At 67.6% G+C, this 21,053-nt stretch carries 19 protein-coding genes and 2 riboswitches; of the genes, 12 read left to right on the top strand and 7 right to left on the bottom strand.

Annotation, left to right across the window (positions count from 1 at the left end):
- Nucleotides 1-56: 56 nt before the first annotated feature.
- Nucleotides 57-1,460 (bottom strand): MFS transporter, encoded by a 1,404-nt coding sequence (locus tag PUN71_RS16475; protein ID WP_277799292.1) that lies wholly within the window; start codon nucleotides 1,458-1,460, stop codon nucleotides 57-59.
- Nucleotides 1,461-1,655: 195 nt separating this feature from the next.
- On the opposite strand from PUN71_RS16475, the gene PUN71_RS16470 reads away from it, so the two are divergent.
- The 6 genes from PUN71_RS16470 to mnhG are packed head-to-tail and all read left to right on the top strand — an operon-like array spanning nucleotide 1,656 to nucleotide 8,147.
- Entirely contained in the window at nucleotides 1,656-4,733 is a 3,078-nt protein-coding gene (locus PUN71_RS16470; protein WP_277799291.1) for a Na+/H+ antiporter subunit A, read from the top strand.
- The gene (locus PUN71_RS16465) at nucleotides 4,730-5,335 is read left to right on the top strand and encodes a Na(+)/H(+) antiporter subunit C (protein ID WP_277799290.1); all 606 of its coding nucleotides are present in this window, start codon (nucleotides 4,730-4,732) and stop codon (nucleotides 5,333-5,335) included. Before PUN71_RS16470 ends, PUN71_RS16465 begins: the two co-directional genes overlap by 4 nt.
- Entirely contained in the window at nucleotides 5,332-6,936 is a 1,605-nt protein-coding gene (locus tag PUN71_RS16460; RefSeq protein ID WP_277799289.1) for a Na+/H+ antiporter subunit D, read from the top strand. The genes PUN71_RS16465 and PUN71_RS16460 overlap by 4 nt, the downstream gene beginning before the upstream one ends.
- Nucleotides 6,933-7,478 carry a Na+/H+ antiporter subunit E gene (locus tag PUN71_RS16455; RefSeq protein WP_277799288.1) on the top strand — a complete coding sequence of 182 codons (546 nt, stop codon included), beginning with the start codon at nucleotides 6,933-6,935 and terminating at the stop codon, nucleotides 7,476-7,478. Before PUN71_RS16460 ends, PUN71_RS16455 begins: the two co-directional genes overlap by 4 nt.
- Nucleotides 7,478-7,753 (top strand): MrpF/PhaF family protein, encoded by a 276-nt coding sequence (locus tag PUN71_RS16450; RefSeq protein WP_430929413.1) that lies wholly within the window; start codon nucleotides 7,478-7,480, stop codon nucleotides 7,751-7,753. Before PUN71_RS16455 ends, PUN71_RS16450 begins: the two co-directional genes overlap by 1 nt.
- Nucleotides 7,743-8,147, top strand: coding sequence for a monovalent cation/H(+) antiporter subunit G (mnhG, locus tag PUN71_RS16445; RefSeq protein ID WP_277799287.1), 405 nt, complete (start codon nucleotides 7,743-7,745; stop codon nucleotides 8,145-8,147). The genes PUN71_RS16450 and mnhG overlap by 11 nt, the downstream gene beginning before the upstream one ends.
- A gap of 24 nt (nucleotides 8,148-8,171) precedes the next feature.
- Here mnhG and PUN71_RS16440 read toward each other — a convergent pair whose 3' ends face one another.
- The 3 genes from PUN71_RS16440 to PUN71_RS16430 all read right to left on the bottom strand — a co-directional run bounded on the left by PUN71_RS16440 (nucleotide 8,172) and on the right by PUN71_RS16430 (nucleotide 9,850).
- Nucleotides 8,172-8,435 carry a DUF4235 domain-containing protein gene (locus PUN71_RS16440; RefSeq protein WP_043453702.1) on the bottom strand — a complete coding sequence of 88 codons (264 nt, stop codon included), beginning with the start codon at nucleotides 8,433-8,435 and terminating at the stop codon, nucleotides 8,172-8,174.
- A 103-nt stretch (nucleotides 8,436-8,538) separates the two neighbouring features.
- Nucleotides 8,539-8,784 (bottom strand): CDGSH iron-sulfur domain-containing protein, encoded by a 246-nt coding sequence (locus PUN71_RS16435; RefSeq protein WP_277799286.1) that lies wholly within the window; start codon nucleotides 8,782-8,784, stop codon nucleotides 8,539-8,541.
- Between the two features lie 13 nt (nucleotides 8,785-8,797).
- A complete protein-coding gene (locus tag PUN71_RS16430; RefSeq protein WP_277799285.1) occupies nucleotides 8,798-9,850 on the bottom strand; it encodes an iron-containing redox enzyme family protein in 1,053 nt (350 codons plus the stop codon).
- 249 nt (nucleotides 9,851-10,099) lie between these two features.
- Nucleotides 10,100-10,238: riboswitch (TPP riboswitch) on the top strand.
- A 67-nt stretch (nucleotides 10,239-10,305) separates the two neighbouring features.
- Here PUN71_RS16430 and PUN71_RS16425 point away from each other — a divergent pair.
- From PUN71_RS16425 to PUN71_RS16405, 5 genes are all read left to right on the top strand, one after another.
- The gene (locus PUN71_RS16425) at nucleotides 10,306-10,929 is read left to right on the top strand and encodes an ECF transporter S component (protein ID WP_043453695.1); all 624 of its coding nucleotides are present in this window, start codon (nucleotides 10,306-10,308) and stop codon (nucleotides 10,927-10,929) included.
- Nucleotides 10,929-12,473, top strand: a complete 1,545-nt coding sequence (locus PUN71_RS16420; protein ID WP_277799284.1) for an ABC transporter ATP-binding protein — start codon at nucleotides 10,929-10,931, stop codon at nucleotides 12,471-12,473. Before PUN71_RS16425 ends, PUN71_RS16420 begins: the two co-directional genes overlap by 1 nt.
- A complete protein-coding gene (locus tag PUN71_RS16415) occupies nucleotides 12,470-13,270 on the top strand; it encodes an energy-coupling factor transporter transmembrane component T family protein (RefSeq protein ID WP_043453691.1) in 801 nt (266 codons plus the stop codon). Before PUN71_RS16420 ends, PUN71_RS16415 begins: the two co-directional genes overlap by 4 nt.
- A gap of 109 nt (nucleotides 13,271-13,379) precedes the next feature.
- Nucleotides 13,380-14,903 (top strand): UDP-N-acetylglucosamine 1-carboxyvinyltransferase, encoded by a 1,524-nt coding sequence (locus PUN71_RS16410; RefSeq protein ID WP_277799283.1) that lies wholly within the window; start codon nucleotides 13,380-13,382, stop codon nucleotides 14,901-14,903.
- Nucleotides 14,904-14,971: 68 nt separating this feature from the next.
- On the top strand, nucleotides 14,972-16,198 hold the full coding sequence (locus PUN71_RS16405) for a glutamate--cysteine ligase 2 (protein ID WP_277799282.1): 1,227 nt from the start codon (nucleotides 14,972-14,974) through the stop codon (nucleotides 16,196-16,198).
- Nucleotides 16,199-16,357: 159 nt separating this feature from the next.
- Here the strand turns inward: PUN71_RS16405 and PUN71_RS16400 are convergent, their stop codons facing one another.
- The 3 genes from PUN71_RS16400 to PUN71_RS16390 are packed head-to-tail and all read right to left on the bottom strand — an operon-like array spanning nucleotide 16,358 to nucleotide 18,249.
- The gene (locus tag PUN71_RS16400; protein ID WP_277799281.1) at nucleotides 16,358-17,566 is read right to left on the bottom strand and encodes an O-succinylhomoserine sulfhydrylase; all 1,209 of its coding nucleotides are present in this window, start codon (nucleotides 17,564-17,566) and stop codon (nucleotides 16,358-16,360) included.
- On the bottom strand, nucleotides 17,567-17,977 hold the full coding sequence (locus tag PUN71_RS16395) for a rhodanese-like domain-containing protein (RefSeq protein WP_043453684.1): 411 nt from the start codon (nucleotides 17,975-17,977) through the stop codon (nucleotides 17,567-17,569).
- On the bottom strand, nucleotides 17,974-18,249 hold the full coding sequence (locus PUN71_RS16390) for a DUF1737 domain-containing protein (protein WP_043453681.1): 276 nt from the start codon (nucleotides 18,247-18,249) through the stop codon (nucleotides 17,974-17,976). Before PUN71_RS16390 ends, PUN71_RS16395 begins: the two co-directional genes overlap by 4 nt.
- Before the next feature lie 13 nt (nucleotides 18,250-18,262).
- Nucleotides 18,263-18,378, bottom strand: a riboswitch (SAM riboswitch).
- Nucleotides 18,379-18,525: 147 nt separating this feature from the next.
- On the opposite strand from PUN71_RS16390, the gene opgC reads away from it, so the two are divergent.
- Complete coding sequence (gene opgC, locus PUN71_RS16385) at nucleotides 18,526-21,021, top strand: OpgC domain-containing protein (RefSeq protein WP_277799280.1); 2,496 nt, start codon at nucleotides 18,526-18,528, stop codon at nucleotides 21,019-21,021.
- The last annotated feature ends 32 nt before the right edge of the window (nucleotides 21,022-21,053 follow it).

Below are 21,053 nucleotides of genomic sequence, written 5' to 3'. Positions count from 1 at the left end.
CTAGTCTGCCTGGCAACTCCCGGGTGGGCCTGGAACAGGACGCCGGGGGAGCCGTTTCACGCTGCGGGAACCACCGCAATGGGTGCCCTCGCCGGCGGCTTTACCGGCAGCAGCACCAGGAGCCCTGCCAGCAGGACCACCATGATGCCCAGGATTCCCCACCGCTGTGCCTCTCCGGCCGGGACCAGCGGAGTGGCCACGGTAATGCAGAGCGTAAACAGCGCCGGTGCCAGGAAGCTGACAGCCCGGCCGGTGGTGGCGTAGAGGCCAAACAGCTCGCCGGACTCGCCGTGCGGCGCGAGCCGTGCCAGGTAGGCGCGGGAGGAGGACTGGGCCGGCCCGACGAACAGGCACAGGAACAGCCCGAACACCCAGAACGTGGTGCTGCCGGCCCATTGCATGCCGAAGAAGGAATAGTTCCCGTTACCGAGGACCAGGATCGCGGTCCCGGCTGCCAGAAGCCCCAGCAGGGAGCCCGTAATGACGGCTTTGGGGCCTGCCTTGTCGTCCAGGAACCCGCCGATGACCGCGCCGGTGGCGGCAACCACGTTCCCGAAGATGGCGAAGAAGATGACCTGCGGCAGGGCAAACCCAAATGTGCCGGCCGCGATGATGCCGCCGAACGTGAAGACCGCGGCGAGCCCGTCGCGGAACACCGCGCTGGCCAGCAGGAAGTAGATGGTGTGCGGGCTGGTGGCGTAGATCGCCTTGATCCGCCGGAAGAGCAGTCCGTAGCTGGCAATGAATCCCAGCCGGGCGGCCTGCGCCGAGCGGGGTACTTCGGGAACGGCGAACAGCACAGGGAGGGCGAAGACAAAGAACCAGAGTGCTGAGAAGACGGCCACCAGCCTGATGTTCAGGCTGTCCGCCGTTGACGAGCCGAACCAGTCGAAGGCCGGCTGGACGAACAGCTGCAGGACGATCAGAAGCGCCACGATCCCGCCGAGATAGCCGGCACCCCAGCCGAAGCCGCTGACCTTGCCGATGTTCTGCGGCGTGGAGACCTGGGCAAGCATGGCGTTGTAGTTGACGCCGGCGAATTCGAAGAACACATTCCCCAGGGCGATCAGCGAGGCGCCGAGCAGCAGGAACTCCGGGCGCGGGAACACGAAGAAGCACAGCGCCGTGAGGATGGCGACGGCGGCCGAGTTCACTCCCAGCCACAGCTTCCGCCTGCCGCCCGCGTCGGAGCGCTGGCCCGTCACGGGTGCCAGCAGTGCGATGGCAAAGCCGCCGACGGCCAGCGCCGCACCCAGGACTGCCGAGGCTTTGTCCTCACCGCCGAAAGCACTGGACGTCAGGTAGACGGTGAAGACGAACGTGGTCATCACCGCGTTGAAGGCCGCCGAGCCCCAGTCCCAGGATGCCCAGGCCAGCACGCGGCCCCTGCTGGAGGACTGGGTTCCGGCTTCGAGTTCAGAGGCAGGCTGCATTGCCCCCTGAGCGCTGGCGCTGTTCATACGATGCATCGTATCCGCCCGTGGCGAACACCCTGCGGACCACGGGCCCGCGAGGCCGGGGATTCCGCGTAGTTGCACCGCCCCGGCCGGGGCTGCACCCGGATGCGCCTTGGTAAACTGGCCCCTCCCGGACCTTACTTTTTGCCGCCTGCTCCAACTTTTGACAATCGAATCCCTGACGTTGCGGAGAATACAGTGATCACAGTCCTTGCCGTGCACTTTTCGGTGGCTGTCCTCGCGCCCTTCCTCTTCAGGCTCTGGGGCCGCAACGCCTTCTACGCGCTGGCGGCCGTTCCGGCGCTTTCGTTTGCGTGGCTGATGTTCCAGCACAATCCCATTTACTCGGGGCCCGGCGCCGTGGCCGAGGTTGTCGAATGGATTCCCAGCCTCCACCTGGAACTGGCGTTCCGGATGGACGCCCTGGCCTGGGTAATGTCCCTGCTGGTGCTCGGGGTGGGGGCGCTGGTGCTGGTTTACTGCGCGCGGTACTTCAAACGGAAGGGCCAGGACCTTGGCGGGTTCGGCGCCCAGTTGCTGGCGTTCGCCGGTGCCATGTTCGGCCTGGTCACCGCCGATGACCTGCTGCTGCTGTTCATCTTCTGGGAACTGACCACCATCCTGTCCTACCTGCTGATCGGTTTTGCCCGGACCAGGCTGGCCGCCCGGCGTTCCGCACTCCAGGCGCTGATGGTCACCACCGCCGGCGGCCTGGCGATGCTGGTGGGCCTGATCATGCTCGGCTACGCAGCCGGCACCTACCGCATCTCCGGCATCCTTGACCAAGCCGCCGCCCTGGCGACGGGAACGTCGGGCGCCATGGTGAGCGCCGCCGTCGTACTCATCCTGGTGGGTGCCATCACCAAGTCCGCGCTGGTCCCGTTCCACTTCTGGCTCCCCGGCGCCATGGCCGCACCCACCCCCGTGAGCGCCTACCTGCACGCCGCCGCGATGGTCAAGGCAGGCATCTACCTGGTGGCGCGGCTCGCGCCGGGGTTCGCCGAAACGGCCTACTGGCAGCCCGTGGTGCTGGGACTTGGCCTGGCCACCATGCTGGTGGGCGGTTACCGGGCGCTGCGGCAGACCGACATCAAGCTGATCCTTGCCTACGGCACCGTCAGCCAGCTGGGCTTCCTCACCATGGTGGTGGGGCTGGGAACACCCGACGCCGCACTGGCGGGCCTGGCCATGCTGCTGGCCCACGGCCTGTTCAAGGCGACGCTGTTCCTGGTGGTGGGCATCATCGACCACCAGTCCGGAACCCGCGACGTGCGCAAGCTTTCCGGCGTCTTCCGTTCCTCCCGTGCGCTGGGGATCGTGGCTGCCATCGGCGCCGCGTCCATGGCGGGCGTACCGCTGCTGGGCGGCTTCGTGGCCAAGGAGTCAGTGCTGGAAGCGTTCGTGCACCACGCCGGGGACCTGAGGTCCGGCCCGTGGGGCATGGTGGTGCTGGCCGGTGTGGTGGTGGGGTCGATCCTGACGTTCGCCTACAGCGCCCGTTTCATGTGGGGCGCCTTTGCCGAAAAACGCGGCGTGGATCCCACCCCGTTCAAAGCCATCCGGCCCTCCTTCCTGGCCGCTCCCGCAGTCCTGACACTGCTCACCATCGCCTACGGGCTCTGGCCGGCGCCGGTGGATGCGTGGATCCAGCCGTACGCCGCGCTGTTCGCGTCCACAGCGCCCGACGCCGGCACCCCGGCAGAGCAAGCAGGCCACCTTGCGCTGTGGCATGGGATCACTCCTGCGCTAGGCCTGACGGCCCTCACTTTCGCCCTGGGCCTGGCAATGTATTTTGGCCGCAACGCCGTGGCCCGTGCCCAGTCCCTGGTGCCCGGCTGGGTGGACGGGGACCGCGCGTACCAGTTGACCATTGGCGCCCTGGACGACATTGCCGTCTGGCTTACCGGACGCACCCAGCGTGGTTCCCTGTATTACTACCTCGCCGTGATCCTCAGTGTGGCGTTCGTCCTGCCGCTCGCTGCGATCCTGCTGGGCGGCAATGCCCTGCCGGAGGACATCTACCTGGTGGACCCGAATTCCCCGCTGCAGCTTGTGGCAGGGGTGGGCATCGTCATCGGCGCCCTGGCCGCAGTGAGGGCGAACAAACGCTTCCTTGCCGTGCTCATGGTGTCGGTGACCGGCTACGGCATCGCGCTGGTCTTCGCCCTGCAGGGCGCGCCGGACCTGGCGCTGACCCAAATGCTCGTGGAGACCATCATCCTGGTGGCGTTCGTGCTGGCCATGCGGAGCCTGCCGCCAGAACTGCGGGACCGTACCGGCGGCAGATACCGGGTGCTGCGCGTGATCATCGGGCTGGGGTTCGGTGTGACCATGGTGTTTGCCGCGATTTTCGCGATGGGTGCCCGCACCGCCATCCCCGTCTCCCTCCAGTTTCCGCAGCTCGCCTACGAAGGGGGCGGCGGGCTCAACGTGGTCAACGTGACCCTGGTGGACATCCGGGCCTGGGACACCTTCGGCGAGATCAGTGTCCTGGCCCTCGCTGCCACCGGTGTTGCCAGCCTCATTTTCGTGCGCGGCCGGGGCGACCGCCTGCAGCGGTCCGCGGCGGTGGCCGAGGGCACCGTGGGCCGCCACCACGGCGTGGATCCCGGATCCCGGGACGGCGCGGCTCTGGCCGTCAGCCGGAAATTCGCGGCCTCCGCCCGCGACGCCTGGATCGTGGCCGGCCGCACGCTGGCCCCGGAGCGCCGCTCCATCATCTTCGAGGTGGTCACCCGGCTGATCTTCCACTCGATGATCATCTTCTCGCTCTACCTCCTGCTGGCCGGCCACAACCTGCCCGGCGGCGGCTTCGCCGGCGGCCTCACCGCCGGCCTGGCCCTGACCATCCGCTACCTGGCCGGCGGCCGCTTCGAACTGCGCGAGGCCGCGCCGCTCAGTGCCGGCGCACTGCTGGGCACGGGCCTGGCGCTGGGCGCCGCCTCCGGCGTGATGCCCCTGCTGCTGGGCGGCCAGGTGTTCCAGTCAGCCATCATCCAGCTCTGGCTGCCGGTATTCGGCGACATCAAATTCGTCACCTCCACCATCTTCGACATTGGCGTCTACACAGTGGTGGTGGGCCTGGTGCTGGACGTGCTGCGCAGCCTGGGGGCGGAGATCGACGAGCACATGGAGGAACGGTCCGCCTCCGCCCACCACGACGAGCCGGACGAGGACCGCCGCCAGCCACCGGAACCGGAGGCCGAACGCGATGTGGAACCGGCGCTGGAGCCGGACGACGTCCCCGCCGAAACCACCGCGAAGGGCACCGCATGAGCGTGAACCTGACCCTGCCGATCGTCATGGGCGCCCTGTACGCGTGCGGCATCTACCTGATCCTGGAACGCAGCCTCACCCGGGTGCTGCTGGGGCTGATGCTCCTGGCCAACGCCACCAACCTGCTGATCCTGGCCACCGGCGGTTACGCAGGCCTCGCCCCGCTCTTCACCAAGGACACGCCCGCGCAGGACTACAACGATCCCCTGCCGCAGGCACTGATCCTGACGTCGATCGTTATCTCCTTCGCGGTCACGGCGTTCATGCTCGGCATCATCTACCGGACCTGGGTCCTGGCACGCCAGGACGAGATCCAGGACGACGTGGAAGACCGCAGGGTGGCAGCAACCCCAAGCTTCGATGCCGAGGACGACGCCGAGGTCCCCGCGGAAACCTCCGAATTTCCGCTCACCATGCTGGGCACGGATGGCCGGGACGTCTCCAACCATGCAGGTTCCGGAACCGGGGCGGACCGGGAAACCGAACGGCCCGTGGCCACGGTGGTGGCGGGCGGCCGGGAGATGCCTGCCGAACACGCCGCCGCGGAAGAACAACCCGGCTCCCTCAACGTCGACCCCAACCCGGAAGGAGGCGGACAGTGAACATCGCCAGCCTGGCCCCGCTCGCCGTCGTACTTCCCATCCTGGGTGCCGCCCTCACCTTCCTGCTGATCCGGCACTCCCGGGCCCAGCGCGCGGTGAGCATCGCCCTGCTGTCGCTGACCCTGGCGCTCGAATGCCTTTTGCTCGCCTCGGCGTGGAACAGCGGGACCGCCGCCGTGACCATCGGCGGCTGGCTCCCGCCGTGGGGCATTGTCATGGTGGTGGACCAGTTCTCCTCGCTGATGCTGGTGGTGTCCTCCGCGGTGAGCCTGGCCGTGCTGGTGTACGCCACCGGGCAGGGCATGGCAGACGGTGACCACGACGCCCCGGTCTCGATCTTCCACCCCACGTACCTGATCCTGGTGGCAGGGGTGTCCAACGCCTTCCTTTCCGGGGACCTCTTCAACCTCTACGTCGGATTCGAGATCCTGCTCACCGCAAGCTATGTGCTGATGACCCTGGGCGGGACGGGTCCCCGCATCCGGGCCGGCGTCACATATGTGGTGGTGTCCGTGGTGTCCTCGGTCCTGTTCCTGATCGCAATCGCCATGGTCTACGGGGCCACCGGAACCGTCAACATGGCCGACCTGGCCATCAAACTCGGCGAGCTGGACCAGGGCACCAGGACCCTGCTGCACGTCATGCTGCTGGTGGCGTTTGGCATCAAGGCCGCCGTGTTCCCGCTGTCCTTCTGGCTCCCGGACTCGTACCCCACCGCACCGGCTCCCGTCACCGCGGTGTTCGCCGGCCTGCTGACGAAGGTGGGTGTCTATGCCATGGTCCGGACCGAGACGCTCCTGTTCCCCGGCGACACCCTCAACACGCCGCTGATGGTGGTGGCACTGCTGACGATGGTGGTGGGCATCCTCGGTGCCCTGGCCCAAAGCGACATCAAGCGGCTCCTGTCCTTCACCCTGGTCAGCCACATCGGCTACATGGTCTTCGGGCTGGCGATGTCCTCTGCGGTAGGCCTCGCGGCGGCGGTCTTCTATGTGGCCCACCACATCACCATCCAGACCAGCCTCTTCCTGGTCACCGGCCTTATCGAACGCCGCGGCGGCAGCTCCTCCGTGGACCGGCTGGGCGGACTGGCCAAGTTGTCGCCCATGCTGGCGCTGCTGTTCTTCATCCCCGGGATGAACCTCGCGGGCATTCCGCCGTTCTCCGGCTTCTTGGGCAAGGTGGGGCTGATCCAGGCGGGCATTGAACTCGGCACACCGCTGGCCTACGCGCTGGTGGTCGGCGGGGTGGTGACCAGCCTGCTGACGCTGCTGGCCGTCGCCAGGGTCTGGAACCGCGCCTTCTGGCGCAGGCCCACCGACGCCGAACACCCCGACCCCGTTCTCCTCGCGCCGGCATCGGCGCGGATTTCCGGGCCCGGGGCCAAGCTCAACACGGTGACCCTCCTGCCGCGGACCATGGTGGGTTCCACCGCGGGACTGGTGGTGCTCGGCGTGGCCCTGACGGTCTTCGCCGGGCCGCTGTTCGGGCTTTCCGACCGGGCCGCGCGGGACATGCTGGACCGTGCCCCGTACATCCAGTCGGTCCTGGGCAGTGACGTCCAGGTTCCGGCGCCTGTCGGCGGGGGAGGCACGCGATGAGCCGGAAACGCATTTCGCTGCGCCAGGAACTGCCGCTCCTGGTCTGGCTGGTGATCGTCTGGGGCGCGCTTTGGCAGGATTTCAGCGCCGGGAACCTCCTGTTTGGAGCCCTCCTGGCGGTGGGCGTGGCAAGGCTTTTCTACCTTCCGCCCGTGGAGCTCGGCGGCCGGTTCAACATCCTGTACGCCGTGCCCTTTGCCCTGGCCTTCCTGGGCAAAGTGGTGGTGGCCAGCGCCCAGGTCCTCTACCTGGCCACCGTCCGCGGCCCCAAGGTGACCAACGCCGTCGTGGCGGTCACGCTCCGCAGCCACCAGGACCTGATCGTCACCGCCACCGGGCATGTCATCTCGCTTATCCCCGGCTCCCTGGTGGTGGAGGTGGACCGCTCGACATCCACCCTGTACCTGCACGCGCTCAACATCACGTCCAAGGAAGATGTGGAGGGCCTCCGGAACGAGGTCCGGTCCATTGAGGCGGGCCTGATCCGCATCATGGGCACGCCGGAAGAACTTGAAGCCGTCCGATTGGAGGCCGCCGCGTGATGCAGGTTGTCCTGGCTGTTACAGCCGTGATCTTCTCGCTGGCAGCGGCCGGCGCCATCATCAGGATTGCCAGGGGCCCGTCGCTGCTCGACCGGGTGCTGGCAGCGGATGTGCTGCTGGCCATCCTTGCCGGGGCCCTGTGCATTGACATGGCCGTGAACCGCCACCTCCACAACCTCATGCTGGTGGTGGCCATTTCCATCATCGGATTCATCGGATCCGTGACCGTGGCCAGGTTCGTGGCCGACCGGAGGGTGAAGCCTGATGAATCCTGACTTCTCCGGACCCGATGCCTGGATTGACGCCGTCTCCGCGGTGTTCATGGTGGTCGGGGCACTCATGTCCCTCGGCGCAGCCGTTGGCCTGCTGCGCTTCCCGGACCTGCTCAGCCGGATGCATGCCGCCACGAAGCCCCAGGTGCTGGGACTGTTCCTGCTGCTGGCCGCCATCGGGCTGCAGATGCGCACCTGGTGGGTGTGGCCGGTCCTGGTGGTGGCGTGGATCTTCCAGCTGCTCACGGTGCCCGTGTCCGCGCACATGGTGGGCCGGGCCGGCTACCGCACCAAGCACCTGCACCGGGAACTGCTCACCTCGGACGAACTGGAGGCCGTGGTGCAAAAAGCCGCCGCCGAGACTGCCCTGAAGGACGGCCCCGGCGACGGCGGGTAACACGCTGTTGGACGGTGTCCCGGGTTAGACGATGTCCTGGGTCTTGGCGAAGCGGGCGATGGCGCGCTGGGTGCCCCGGTTGGCCAGTACCTGGATGGTGGCACTGACCGCGGCAGAGATCAGCGCGAAGGTCAGCGCGGAACGCAGGCTGGTGGGGACATCCTCGTTCTTGCCGGTGGGCGCCTTCTGGCCGGTGGTTTTTTCCCAGATGGTGTTGACCAGCTTGGTGCCGGCCAGGCCTGCGCCCAGGCTCACCCCGGTCCCGAGCAGCTTGATGAAAAGGTTCATTCCTGTAACTCCTTGCGGCGGCGGAAAACGGACTGCCTCCACCCTAGCCGGACAGCCGTGCCGGTCATGGCAAGGACGTGGCGGGCGGCAGGCACTTGGCGGACTATGGGGTGGGTGGTTCGGTGCGGAATTTGATCATTTTGTGCGTGCCGTCGCAGTAGGGTTTGATCGCCGAGGCCCCGCACCGGCACAACGCCACGGTCTTTCGGTCGCGGGGCACGGCGTCCCCCGAAGGGGTGACGATCTCGAACCCGCCCCTGACGATCAAGGGTCCGTCCGGGCACACCACTATTGAGCCCGCCGCAGATTCCTGGTCCACGTTGCCTCCTGTTCCTTGTTCCTGGGTCATGCTGTTCCCGGGGTCATGCTGCCGCCGGCACGGCCGTCCGGAGCGACGATGTGCCGGCTTCCCAGGAGGACAACAGGTGGTTCGACAGGCGGCTGTCCATGGCCATGACGGCCGTTGCCCCGAACAGGACATCGGCGAGGAGCTCCGGCTCTGCTTCCACCAGGCCGCCGGCCAGGTCCCGCCCCGCGATCTGCTCGTGGACTGCATCCGCTTCCACGTGCTCGTCGAAGTAGTGGGTGATGTCCTGGCCGAAACCGTGCCGGCGGAATCCGTTGCCGTAGAACCGGTTGGGCTGGGAAGACGTCATTTCGTAGATGGCCAAGTGGCCGGTGATGGCCCCCCTCAGCCGTCTATTCAGGCCGCACAGCGACATCAGGTTCACCGAGGCCAGGGAAATGGCGGGAACGGCATCGACGTAGGCGCCGTAGCTGCCGTCCAGCCCCAGGCCCCGCATGGTCCGGGCGAACAGCGCGCTGTGCATCCGCTCAGGCCGCCCGCCGCCGTATTCGTCTGCCTGGATTTCCACCAGCGCCGCCTTGGGACGTCCGCTGAGGCGGGGAATCGCCCAGGTGTGGGGATCGGCTTCCTTCAGCTGGTACACGGATTTGTGGACCAGGAACTCCTTGAGCTGGTCCAGGCTTGCCTTCCTGGCAACGAAACGGGAGACGCTGGGGCCGGTGTCAGCGGCCGCAAGGCCGAAGAGGACATCGGCCACCTGGTCGCTGCCCAAGGTGCCGGTCGGGAGTTCAAGGCTTCCGGCGGCCTGGTGCGCGGCCGTGCGGAGGGCGGCCTCAAACGGTTCCTCGATCAGCCGCCGCACCCTGATCAGGCCGGGCTCCCACTCCCAGGCGTCGGAGACGCCGTCCAGGCCCGAGTAGTGCAGCTCGTAAAGGCAGAAAAGGGCCAGCTGGATGTCCTCGTCGCCAATGATGTCGGTGGTTTCCGCCAATTGCCCCGCCACCAGCCGGTACAGCCCGTCCAGTTCCGCGCCAGCGGAATCCGGAGCCTTGGCCAAGGCCGTGAGAAGGGCGCTGCTGATGGGCCCTCGGGTTTCCGGGATTCTCATGATGCTCCTCGTTCCGGCGCGCTGTTTCCGTGACCGGGGACGGAGCTCCCACGCCCTGTCCCCGTCCATCCCGGGAACCAATATAGTAAGCATGATTACTAATAAAAGCTAAAGCCATCGCTTCGATAGGCCGGCGGGCCGGTCACATCCGGCAGGATGGGCCGTTGGAGCCCTCCACGCAGGGCCCTCCGGTGTAAACTTGAGCACGTCCGGAAGGGCAAAAAGCCTTACCCACATTTAACGCAACACTAAAAACGACAGGGGAGCGCCGCCGTCGGCCCTCGGCACCAGCCGGGAACTGAAGGTGGGCGCTGAGAGTGCGGACCGCCGCAGACCCTCGAACCTGATCCGGTTAGTACCGGCGCAAGGGAGTCGAGTTCTCAAAGTGTCGCGGCTGCACGGCAACAGGCCGCCGGCCGGGAATACTTTCCCCTCCTGTTTCCCAGGAGGATCCAATGAGTACTGCAGCAATCAAGAAGACCACCAGCAAGTCCTGGCGCGTCGTGGACATCGTGGTGGCCGCGCTGGTGGCCATCGCCGGAGGCGTTATTTTCTGGGCCTGGGACCAGGCTGCGGCCGCGGTCTCCGTGCCGATGAACGCCGCCTACCCGCCCCTGACCGGCCTGATCGCCGGTGGCTGGATGATCCCCGGCGTCCTGGGGATGCTGATTATCCGCAAGCCCGGGGCCGCCCTGTTCTGCGAGACCGTGGCCGCCACGGGCGAACTCCTCATGGGCTCCCAGTACGGCGCATCCGTCCTGTTCTCCGGCTTCGTCCAGGGCCTGGGCGCGGAAATCATCTTCGCCATCTTCGTTTACCGCAGGTTCAACCTGCCGGTGTCCCTGCTGGCCGGTGCGGCCGCGGGCCTGTTCTGCGGCTTGAACGACTCGTTCGCGCCGTGGGGCTGGAACATCGCCTACTCCGGTGGTGACAAGCTGGCCTACATCCTGTTCTGCATGCTGTCAGGCGCAGTTATCGCCGGCGCCCTGTCCTGGCTCGCCACCCGCGGCCTGGCGCGCACCGGCGTGCTCAGCTCCTTCGCGTCCCGCAAGGCCGCCACGGAGCCAGTCTTCTCCTGATGGCTCCCCAGGACGCCGCCGGCACGGTCCGCCCCGCCGCCGTGGCCGCCCGCGGCTGGGGCTGGCGGCATGCCGGACGGGCCAAGCCTGCCGTCCATGCCCTCGACCTGGACATCAGCCCCGGCGAGCGGGTGCTGCTGCTCGGTCCCTCGGGGGCCGGGAAGTCCACGCTGCTGCATGCGCTTGCGGGGGTGCTGGGCGACATCAACGACGACGGCGAGGCAGGCGACGCCGACGAGTCAGGTTCGCTGCTCATTGACGGCGCCGTGCCCCGCGCCCGGCGCGGGCACGCCGGGCTGATGCAGCAGGACCCGGAAACCCAGGTGGTCCTGTCCCGGGTGGGCGACGACGTCGCCTTCGGCGCCGAAAACCTTGCGGTGCCCCGGGAAGCCATCTGGGCGCGCGTGCACGAGGCGCTTGCCGACGTCGGCCTGTCCCACCTCCCGCTGGACCACCCGACGTCGGCGCTGTCCGGCGGCCAGAAGCAGCGTTTGGCGCTGGCGGGCATCCTGGCGATGCGCCCGGGGCTGATCCTGCTGGACGAACCCACGGCCAACCTGGACCCGGACGGCGTGCTGGAGGTCCGGGGCGCCGTCGCCCGTTGCCTGGACAAGACCGGGGCCACCCTGGTGGTGGTGGAGCACCGGGTTTCCGTGTGGAAGGACCTGGTGGACCGGATCGTGGTGCTCCAGCCGGGCTCCGCATCCGATCCCGCCGTACTCCTGGACGGGCCGCCGGACCTGGTGCTTCGCGAGGCGCGCGCCAAGCTCACCGCCGCCGGGGTGTGGGTGCCGGGCTACGTGCCGGCCACCCGTGGCCGTGCCGGGGTTCCCGCCCCCGGAACCGGGAATCTCCTGCTGGCCGCCGAACGGCTTGCTGTCTCCCGCGAACGTCCACGCCGCAAGGGCCTTCGCAGGATTCCGCCCGTCCCGGTCCAGGAAGGGCTCGCGGCCCAGGTCCGTGCAGGCCAGGCCCTCGCCATCACCGGTCCGAACGGCGCCGGAAAATCGACCTTTGCGCTGACCCTTGCCGGGCTGCTGGAACCCGTCTCCGGGAAGGTTTCCGCCACGCTGGACCTCAGCCGCGGCGCGGGGATCGACCCCTACACCTGGAAGGCCGAGCAACTGATTTCGCGCGTGGGGACGGTGTTCCAGGAGCCGGAGCACCAGTTCGTCACCGGCAAGGTGCTCGATGAGCTGCTGTTCGGTCCCCGGCACCTTGGCCACGGTGAGGACCGGGTTGACGAACTGCTGGAGCGGCTGCGTCTTACCCAGCTGGTGGACGCCAACCCCTACACGCTCTCCGGCGGCGAAAAACGGCGGCTTTCCGTTGCCACCGTCCTCGCCGCCAGCCCCCAGGTGCTGGTCCTGGACGAGCCCACCTTCGGCCAGGATGCCAACACATGGGCGGAGCTGGCCTCGTTCCTCTCCGAGCTGCTGGACGCAGGCACCGCCGTGGTGTCCGTGACCCACGACGCCGAATTCACTGGGGCATTGGGCGGGGCGGAGCTTCGGATGGCCGCGTCGGAACCGGTGGCGCCATGAGGCAGGAACTCACCCTGGCCGGCAACCGCGCCCTCCTGGCCCGCGCCAACCCCCTGAGCAAGTTTGCCGCCGTCGTGCTCATTACCGCGGTCCTGGCGCTGTCCATCGACTGGGTGTCGGCCTCCGTGGCCCTGGTCTTCGAACTGCTGCTGTTTCCCCTGGCCGGGCTCACCTTGGCCCTGCTGTGGCAGCGCGGGTGGCCGCTGATCCTCGCCGCCGCCGTGGGCGGGTGGAGCACCTCCATCCTGGCGCCGGACAGCGGACGGATCCTGCTCGACGTCGGCATCTGGACCATGAGTGAAGGCTCGCTGCAGCTGGGGATCGGCTTCCTCCTGCGCGGCTTTGCCATTGCACTGCCGGCGGTCCTGCTGATGAGCTGCACCGACCCGACCGACCTCGCGGATGCGCTGGCGCAGAAGGCGCGGCTGCCGCACCGGTTCGTCCTGGGAACCCTGGCCGCCATGCGCCTGGTGGGGCTCATGGCTGAGGAATGGCAGACCATCGGGATGGCCCGGCGGGCACGCGGCGTCGGCTCGCGCGGCAGCCTGCCCCAGCGGGTGAAAGCGACGCTGGGGCAGAGCTTCGGGCTCCTGGTGCAGGCGATCCGCCGCGCGTCCCGGCTTGCCGTGACCATGGAAGCGCGCGGATTCGGCGGCGGCAGCAGGACCTGGGCGCGTGAATCCACCTTCAGTGGCCTGGACCTGGGCGTGCTGGCGGGTGGCGTGCTGATGGCCGGGCTTGCCCTGGCAGCGGCGCTTGCGGCGGGCACCTGGAACATGGTGTGGCTGGGCAGCTGATCCGACACGTCGACGCGCCGTATCGCACATAGCGGGTAAAGCCTTTCGGCGACCGCGCGCCCTGACCGGCTATCCGGACAAATAACTCATTTATGATATATTCGGGGGTATGACGCAGGAAACCGCTGAACACGTTGCCGCCATGCTGAAGGACGCCCGGACCGAAAAGGGCTGGACCCAGGGCCAGCTGGCCGCCGAACTCGGCACCAGCCAGTCAGCCGTCGCACGGATGGAACAGGGCAAGCAGAACCTGAGCCTGAAGATGATCCAGCGCCTGGAAAACATCTTTGACCGGAGCATCGTCAACGTGGGCAAGCCGCAGATGACGCACCTCCGGGTGGAGGGCGGACGCACCCTTTCCGGTGCTGTGGACGTCAACAGCAGCAAAAATGCCGGCGTCGCCCTGCTGTGCGCCAGCCTGATCAACCGCGGCACCACCGTGCTCCGCCGGCTGGCCCGGATCGAGGAAGTCAACCGCATCGTCGAGGTGCTGACCAGCATCGGCGTGGAGTGCACCTGGCTCAACGACACCGACCTGCGCCTCCGCCGCCCCGCGGTCCTGGACCTGGACGCCATGGACGTGGACGCTGCACGGCGCACCCGCAGCGTCATCATGCTGCTGGGCCCCCTGCTGGACGAGTCGCGGGAGTACCGGCTGCCCTACGCCGGCGGCTGCGACCTTGGCACCCGCACCGTGGAACCGCACATGCAGGCGCTGCGTGAGTTCGGCCTTTCGGTGGAGGCCACTGCCGGTTTCTACACCGTGCAGGCACCGCCGGCCGACACCCGCGACCGCTCCTTCGTCCTCACCGAGCGCGGGGACACCGTCACCGAGAACGCCATCATGGCGGCAGCCCACCGGGCCGGGACCACCGTGATCCGGAACGCCAGCCCCAACTACATGGTGCAGGACCTCTGCTTCTACCTGCAGATGCTCGGCGTCACCATCGAGGGCGTGGGCACCACCACCCTGAAAATTACCGGCAAGCCGGAAATCGATGCCGAGATCGAGTACTTCCCGTCCGAGGACCCCATTGAGGCGATGAGCCTCATCACGGCCGGCATCGTCACCAACTCAGAGGTCACGGTGCGGCGCGTGCCCATCGAGTTCATGGAGATCGAACTGGCCACCCTGGGCCAGATGGGGCAGCAGCTCGAGGTTTCGGGCGAGTACATGGCCCGCAACGGCCGCACCCGTTTGGTGGACGTCACCACCAAGCCCTCCGACCTCCGCGCCCCCGAGGACAAGATCCATCCCATGCCGTTCCCCGGGCTGAACATCGACAACCTGCCGTTTTTCGCCGTCATTGCTGCCAACGCCCACGGCCAGACCATGATCCACGACTGGGTCTACGAGAACCGGGCGATCTACCTGACCGAGCTGAACCGGCTCGGCGCCCAGGTGCAGCTGCTGGATCCGCACCGGATCTACGTCAACGGGCCCACCAAGTGGCGCGCCGCCGAGGTGGGCTGCCCGCCGGCACTCCGGCCTGCCGCGTGCCTGCTGCTGGCCATGCTCGCGGCCCGCGGCGTTTCCGAACTGCGCAATATCTACGTGATCGAGCGCGGTTACGAGGACCTGGCGGAGCGGCTGAACACCATCGGCGCCAAGGTGGAGTACTTCCAGGACTGAGCATTCACGCTTCGTCATGAACGGCGGGCCACAGTTCCAATGACCCGCTGCTGCAGCAGAATGTTCGTATGCGTACATTCGGCGTAGAGGAAGAGCTGCTGATCGTTGATCCGGAGTCCGGAGAGCCGCTCGCCCTGGCGGATGCCCTCCTGGCCGGACACCACGTGGCGGCGGATGACCTCCCCCCGGATTCAACCGTCCACCACGCGGGAAACCAGGCGGATTACGACGACGAGATGGGCCTGAGTGCCGAGCTGAAGCTTGAGCAGATCGAGACCCAGACCCGGCCCTGCCGCGAGTACGGCAGCCTGCTGGAACAGATCCGCGCGGGCCGGGCGCTGGCGGACCAGGCTGCCAGGAAGCACGGGGCCCGGGTCGCGGCGCTCGCAACCTCGCCGGTGGCATCACCGAGCCACACCACCCCGGACCCGCGCTACGCCAGGATGCTGGAACGCTTCGGCCTTACCGCCCAGGAGCAGCTGACCTGCGGGTTCCACGTCCACACCTACATCGAGTCGCCGGAGGAAGGCGTGGCGGTCCTGGACCGGATCCGCGACAAGCTGGCAGTGCTGACGGCCTTGAGCGCCAACTCGCCGTTCTGGAACGGCGTGCCCACCGGATTCGAAAGCTACCGCACCCAGGCCTGGAACCGCTGGCCGACGGCCGGACCGGCGGGCATCTACGGAACCTATCCTGCCTATCGGCGGGTGGTCACCCGGCTGCTGGACACCGGCGTGATGCTCGATGAAGGCATGCTGTACTTCGACGCCCGGCTGTCCCGCAACCACCCCACGGTCGAGGTGCGGGTGGCGGACGTCTGCCTTCGTGCCGAGGACGCAGCCCTGATTGCGGTGCTGGTCCGGGCGCTGGTGGAATCCGCCAGCCGGGAGTGGCGCGAGGACGTTGATCCGGCACCCGTGCCCACGGTCCTGCTGCGGATGGCGTCGTGGCAGGCCAGCAGCGAAGGGCTCAGCGGCGAGCTGCTGGACTTCGGAAACTTCCGGCCCACGCCCGCTGCGGACGTGGTCCGGTCGCTGGTGGATTACCTGGCGCCGGTGCTGGAGGAACAAGGCGAGCTGGCCCTGGCCCGGCAGGGTGTGGAGGACATCATCGCCCGCGGGACAGGGTCAGCTGAACAGCGGCGTGCACGCGACAAGGCCCTCGCCGGGCCGCCGCCGGAGGACATGGGGTTCGGCGCCGTGGTCCGCCAGGCCGTCCACGTGACCATGCGCGGTTCGCTGGACCTGTCAGAGGTGGAGACAACACCCGAGCTGCTGAGGGTGCGCCAGGCCTGAGACGGCGGCCGCGCAACTGCGTTTCCCGCTGCGCAGATTCATCCCCGACGCGCCAATTCCTCTCCGCGGCCCCTATCCGGGCAGCGAAGAGGAATTCCCGCGTCGGATAGAAGGCTGCGCGTCGGGGAACGCCGGGCCATGAGCCCGCGAACCATGCGGCTAGATCTGCTTCAGTGCCTGTTCCAGATCGCGGATAAGGTCTTCCGGATCCTCCAGCCCCACGGACAGCCTGACCACGCCGTCGCTAAGCCCGATGGCCGCCCGCCCTTCAGGCCCCATGGCGCGGTGCGTCGTGGTGGCGGGGTGGGTGATCAGTGACTTGGCGTCGCCCAGGTTGTTGGAGATGTCGATGATGCGCAGCCCGTCCAGCAGCGCGAAAGCCGCTTCCTTCGCCGAGCGCCCCGCGGAAGGAGCCAGCTCCAGCGTGAGCACCGTGCCGCCGGCGCTCATCTGCTTCGCCGCCAGGGCATACTGCGGGTGCGACTTCAGCAGCGGGTACTTCACCCAGCTCACGGCGGGCTGTTCCTCCAGCCACTCCGCCAGCCGCAGGGCAGTGGCCGAGGAGTGGTTGACCCGCAGGCCCATGGTTTCCAGGCCCTTGGTCAGGACCCAGGCGTTGAACGCCGAAAGTGCGGGGCCGGTGTGGCGCATCAGCTGCTTGACGGGGCCGTCGATGAACTCCTTGGTGCCCAGGATGGCGCCGCCCATCACCCTGCCCTGCCCGTCGATGTGCTTGGTGCCGGAGTAGACGATGACGTCGGCACCGAGGTCGCCGCAGCGCTGGAGCAGGGGAGTGGCAAAGACGTTGTCCGCCACCACCGTTGCACCGGCCGCGTGCGCCAGTTCGCTGACGGCGGCGATGTCTACGATCTCCTGCATGGGGTTGGACGGGGATTCGAAGAAGACGGCGGTGGTGGGCGTGGAGAGCGCCTCCCGCCACTGGTCCAGGTCGGGTCCGTCCACGAAGACGGTCTCCACGCCCCACCGCGGCAGAATCTCGTTCAGGATCACGAAGCAGGAGCCGAACAGTGAGCGGGCGGCCACCACGCGGTCGCCGGCAGCCAGCAGGGCACCCAGGGCGGTGAACACCGCGGACATGCCCGACGCCGTCGCGAAGCATGCTTCGGTGCCTTCCAACAGCCTGAGCCGCTCCTGGAACGTGGCCACCGACGGGTTGCCGTAGCGCGAGTAGACAAAGCGCTCGTCCTCGCCGGTGAAGGCGCGTTCGGCTGCAGCGGCGGACTCGTAGACGAAGCCTGAATTCAGGAAGATGGCCTCGGACGTTTCCTGGAAGTTTGTGCGGTCAAGGCCGCCGCGGACGGCCTGCGTGTCGGGGTTCCAGCCGGGGGCGTCTTGGTTGAAGCTCACTTAGTTCTTTCCGAGGTTGGTGGGCAGGCCGCGGTTCTTCCAGCCATTGACGGTGCGTTCGCCGTAACGGTCCGGTTCGCCTTCGAAGCCTTCCAGCACGTTGTAGGACGTGAAGCCGGCCTGGGTGGCGGCGGTGGCGGCGGCAATGGAGCGCTGGCCGGAGCGGCACAGGAATACCAGCTCCGCGGCCGGGTCTTCCGGCGCCTGTTCCTTGAGGTCCTGGACGAAGCGCGGGTTGGGAATGCCGCCGGGGAAGGTCCACGGGATGAACAGGGGATCGTTGTCCGTGGCCTTGGTGTCCGGGATGCCGATGTGGGCCCATTCGCCCTCCGTGCGCACGTCCACCAGGATGGCGCCCTGCTCCAGCTTGGCCCAGGCTTCCTCGGGGGTCAGGTCTCCTGCGTAGCTCATGCGTGGCCCTCGCCGTCGAATTCGAGGTCCCCGCCGGCGTCGAGCTGGTCCACGGCGGTAGCCACGGCGGCGTCCGCGGAAGCGATGGCTGCCGGAAGGACGATCGCCTGCGCCACGATCACGCTGGTGCCGTTGAAGGTTGCCGCCGGGCTGCCGTGCAGCACGTAGCCTTCGGCCAGGGCGTTGGAGATCCGCTCACAGAATTCACGGTTGTCCGGGCCGCTGATGAGGCGGTAGGACAGTCTCTCGTCGGGGGCAGGTGCGTCAGACATGACGGATCTCCTTCTTTCACGCTTGCAGCTCGAGTCGGTCGATATGCCGAGTATTCACCTGAGGCACCCCGCCGCGAAAGGGAGGGTTGCCGACCGGCCAGTCAGGGCTTCACACCGGTACTCATTACTCCCCAAAAACGTAACACCTGCCGCGAAAACGCGCATCGCCGCCGTCGTCATGTTCCGTAATTCAGCAGCCACCCGAGGCGATAGGGTTCTTACCGTGGGGCGCCGCCCCGACGTCAGAGCAATGAGTGCCGGGGGGTTCTTGTCAGCATGCGGGGAAACACGTCGCACCACCACGCGGTCCGCCGCAGCCGTCCACGTTCCGTCGCCGCCGTGGTGGCCGGGCTCCTGATCAGCCTGCTGGCCCTGGTCGGCCCGGCCAGTGCCGCCCAGGCCAGTGCAGCCCAAGCAGGTGCCGCCCAGTCCGCAGCAGCCGCCCCGGACCCGGGAAAACCGTGGCTGGGCGCGGTGCTCGAATGGGGCGAGGACACCGCTGCCGGTTTCAGTGACCGGCTCGGTGCCGACCCCGCGGTTTTCGGCCACGACATCACCATGCCGTACCGCGAGGCGGAACGGAGCGATCTCGACGGATTCCTGCAGCAGGCGGCGGGCAGGGGCGCCCATGCGCTGCTCACCGTGAGGCCGTCGGTGCCGCTGGACCAGCTCGGTGCCCAGGAGGCCGAGGCCTTCGCGCAGCAGGTACGCGACCTGGCCTCCGGCTTCAAGGGGCAGCTGATGATCCGCTTTGCCCCCGACATGAACGCAAGCTGGGTGGCCTGGGGGCAGCAGCCGGCCACCTACCGCAAGGCCTTCCAGGCCGTGACGGCAGCTTTCAGGAAGTACGACGGCGGCCGGGTCACCATGGTGTGGGCCCCTTACCTGGGCAAGGACTACCCCTTTGACAGGAACCGGAGTGCCCCGCAGCCGGGAAGTGAAGGGTTTTCGCTCCTGGACACCAACGGTGATGGAACCTGGGATGGGCGCGACAGCGCCTACGCCCCCTACTATCCCGGGGATGACGCCGTGGACTGGGTGGGCCTGGCCGCCTACCATGACGACACCGCCGGCGGGACGGCCGTCAACACGGCTCCCCGAACCGATGAACTGAAGGACATGCTCACCGCGTCCGGCGGCGAGAACTTCTACGGCACCTACTCACAGCGGCACGGCAAGCCCTTCCTCCTCCAGACATCCGCCTTTTACAGCCCTGCAGCCGGAGGCGCGGCCGAGTCGGACATCAAGGCCGGCTGGTGGGACCAGGTGGTGGGGACTGCAACCTCCCCTGACTTCGCCACGACAGCGGCCGTCGTATGGGACGAACGGACCAGCACACGGGACACCGGGGTGGCAAGCATCAGCTGGCTGCTCACGGGGCGCCCGGAGATCGCCAAAGCAGCACTGGACAGGCTGAAGTCTTCCCCCATCGTCACCGGCCCGGTCACCGATGTGGCGTCCGGAAGCACCTACGTCCGTGCCAGCACCCTGTCCGGCGCGGCGGCCTGGAGTGTTGCTGCCGCCATGGCCATCCTCCTAATGGCTCTTTGGCAGATACCGCGACGGATCAGCGCGGCGACCGCCTGGAGCTACCAGGACCCCTCCAGCAGGGACTCGCGGGTTGACCTGCTGCGCGGCATGGCCATCGTCTTCGTGGTGGTCAACCACCTTGGCATGGCTTCGCTGTTCCAGCTGCTTACGCAGGAGGCCGTGGGTTTCGTCTCCGGTGCTGAGCTTTTTGTCCTGTTCTCCGGACTGGTGGTGGGCATGGTGTACGGGCCCAAAGCCAAGGAGGACTTCGGCCAGGTGGTGGACCTCACCTCGCGCCGCGCCGGAAAGCTCTACGTCACGGCACTGGCCGTCCTGGTCGGCGTCTTCCTGCTGTCCCTGCTTCCGTTCTTCAACACCGAAGCCCTGACCACCTTCGTGGACCAGGGAACCGGGGGCGCCGGGCACACAGGGGCGGGGCGCACGTACGACCTGTATGCCGGCATGTCCTCGCTGTTCCAGTTCCCCGTGCCCCCGCAGGTGCTGCCGGCCATCGTGCTGCTGCAGTTCGGGCCCTGGCAGTTCAACGTCATGGGCCTTTACGTGGTCCTGCTGCTTGTCAGTCCGCTGATCCTTGCCGCCTTGAACCGCGGCAAAGCCGCCTGGGTGCTGCTGGTGACACTTGCCGTGTACGCCGTGGGCAACGTGACCAGGTTCAGGATCCTGCCCTCGCAGTTCGAGGACTCATTCCCGTTGCTGGTGTGGCAGGTGCTGTTCGTTGTCGGGATGGTGGCCGGTTACCACCGGCGCAGCATCGTGGCCTGGCTGACCAGGCACATCTGGGTGGTGGTTGCCTGCACCGTGGCAGCCTTCGCGCTGGCCTTCCTGTCCTGGGGCAACCCGTACCTCTCCAACAACTACGACGTTCGCCTGGCGCTGATCCCGGATGCTGCGTACCGGGCCATGTATGACGCACTCTTCGGCCGGACCTACCTGGCCCCGGGCCGCCTGCTCAACGTCCTGGTCCTGGTGGTGGCCGCCTATGCCTTCCTCAGCGCGTACTGGAAGCCGGTGCAGCGGGCCCTGGGCTGGTTCCTGATCCCGCTGGGCCGGGCCACGCTCTACGTGTTCATCATGCACGTGGTGCTCATCGCCGTCGTGGCCAATATTCCGGCCCTGCAGCAGCAAAGCATCGCCCTGAACACGGCTGCCTATGCCGTGGTCCTGGGACTGCTCTGGGTGATGGTGCGCACCAGGTTCCTCTTCCGCATCATCCCCACCTGAGGCCGGTCTGCAGGACGTGGGTCCATGCCGTC

It is taken from the genome of Arthrobacter sp. NQ7, assembly GCF_029581595.2.
Classification (GTDB): domain Bacteria; phylum Actinomycetota; class Actinomycetes; order Actinomycetales; family Micrococcaceae; genus Arthrobacter; species Arthrobacter phenanthrenivorans_B.
This window is presented reverse-complemented; position numbering and strand designations above follow the sequence as displayed.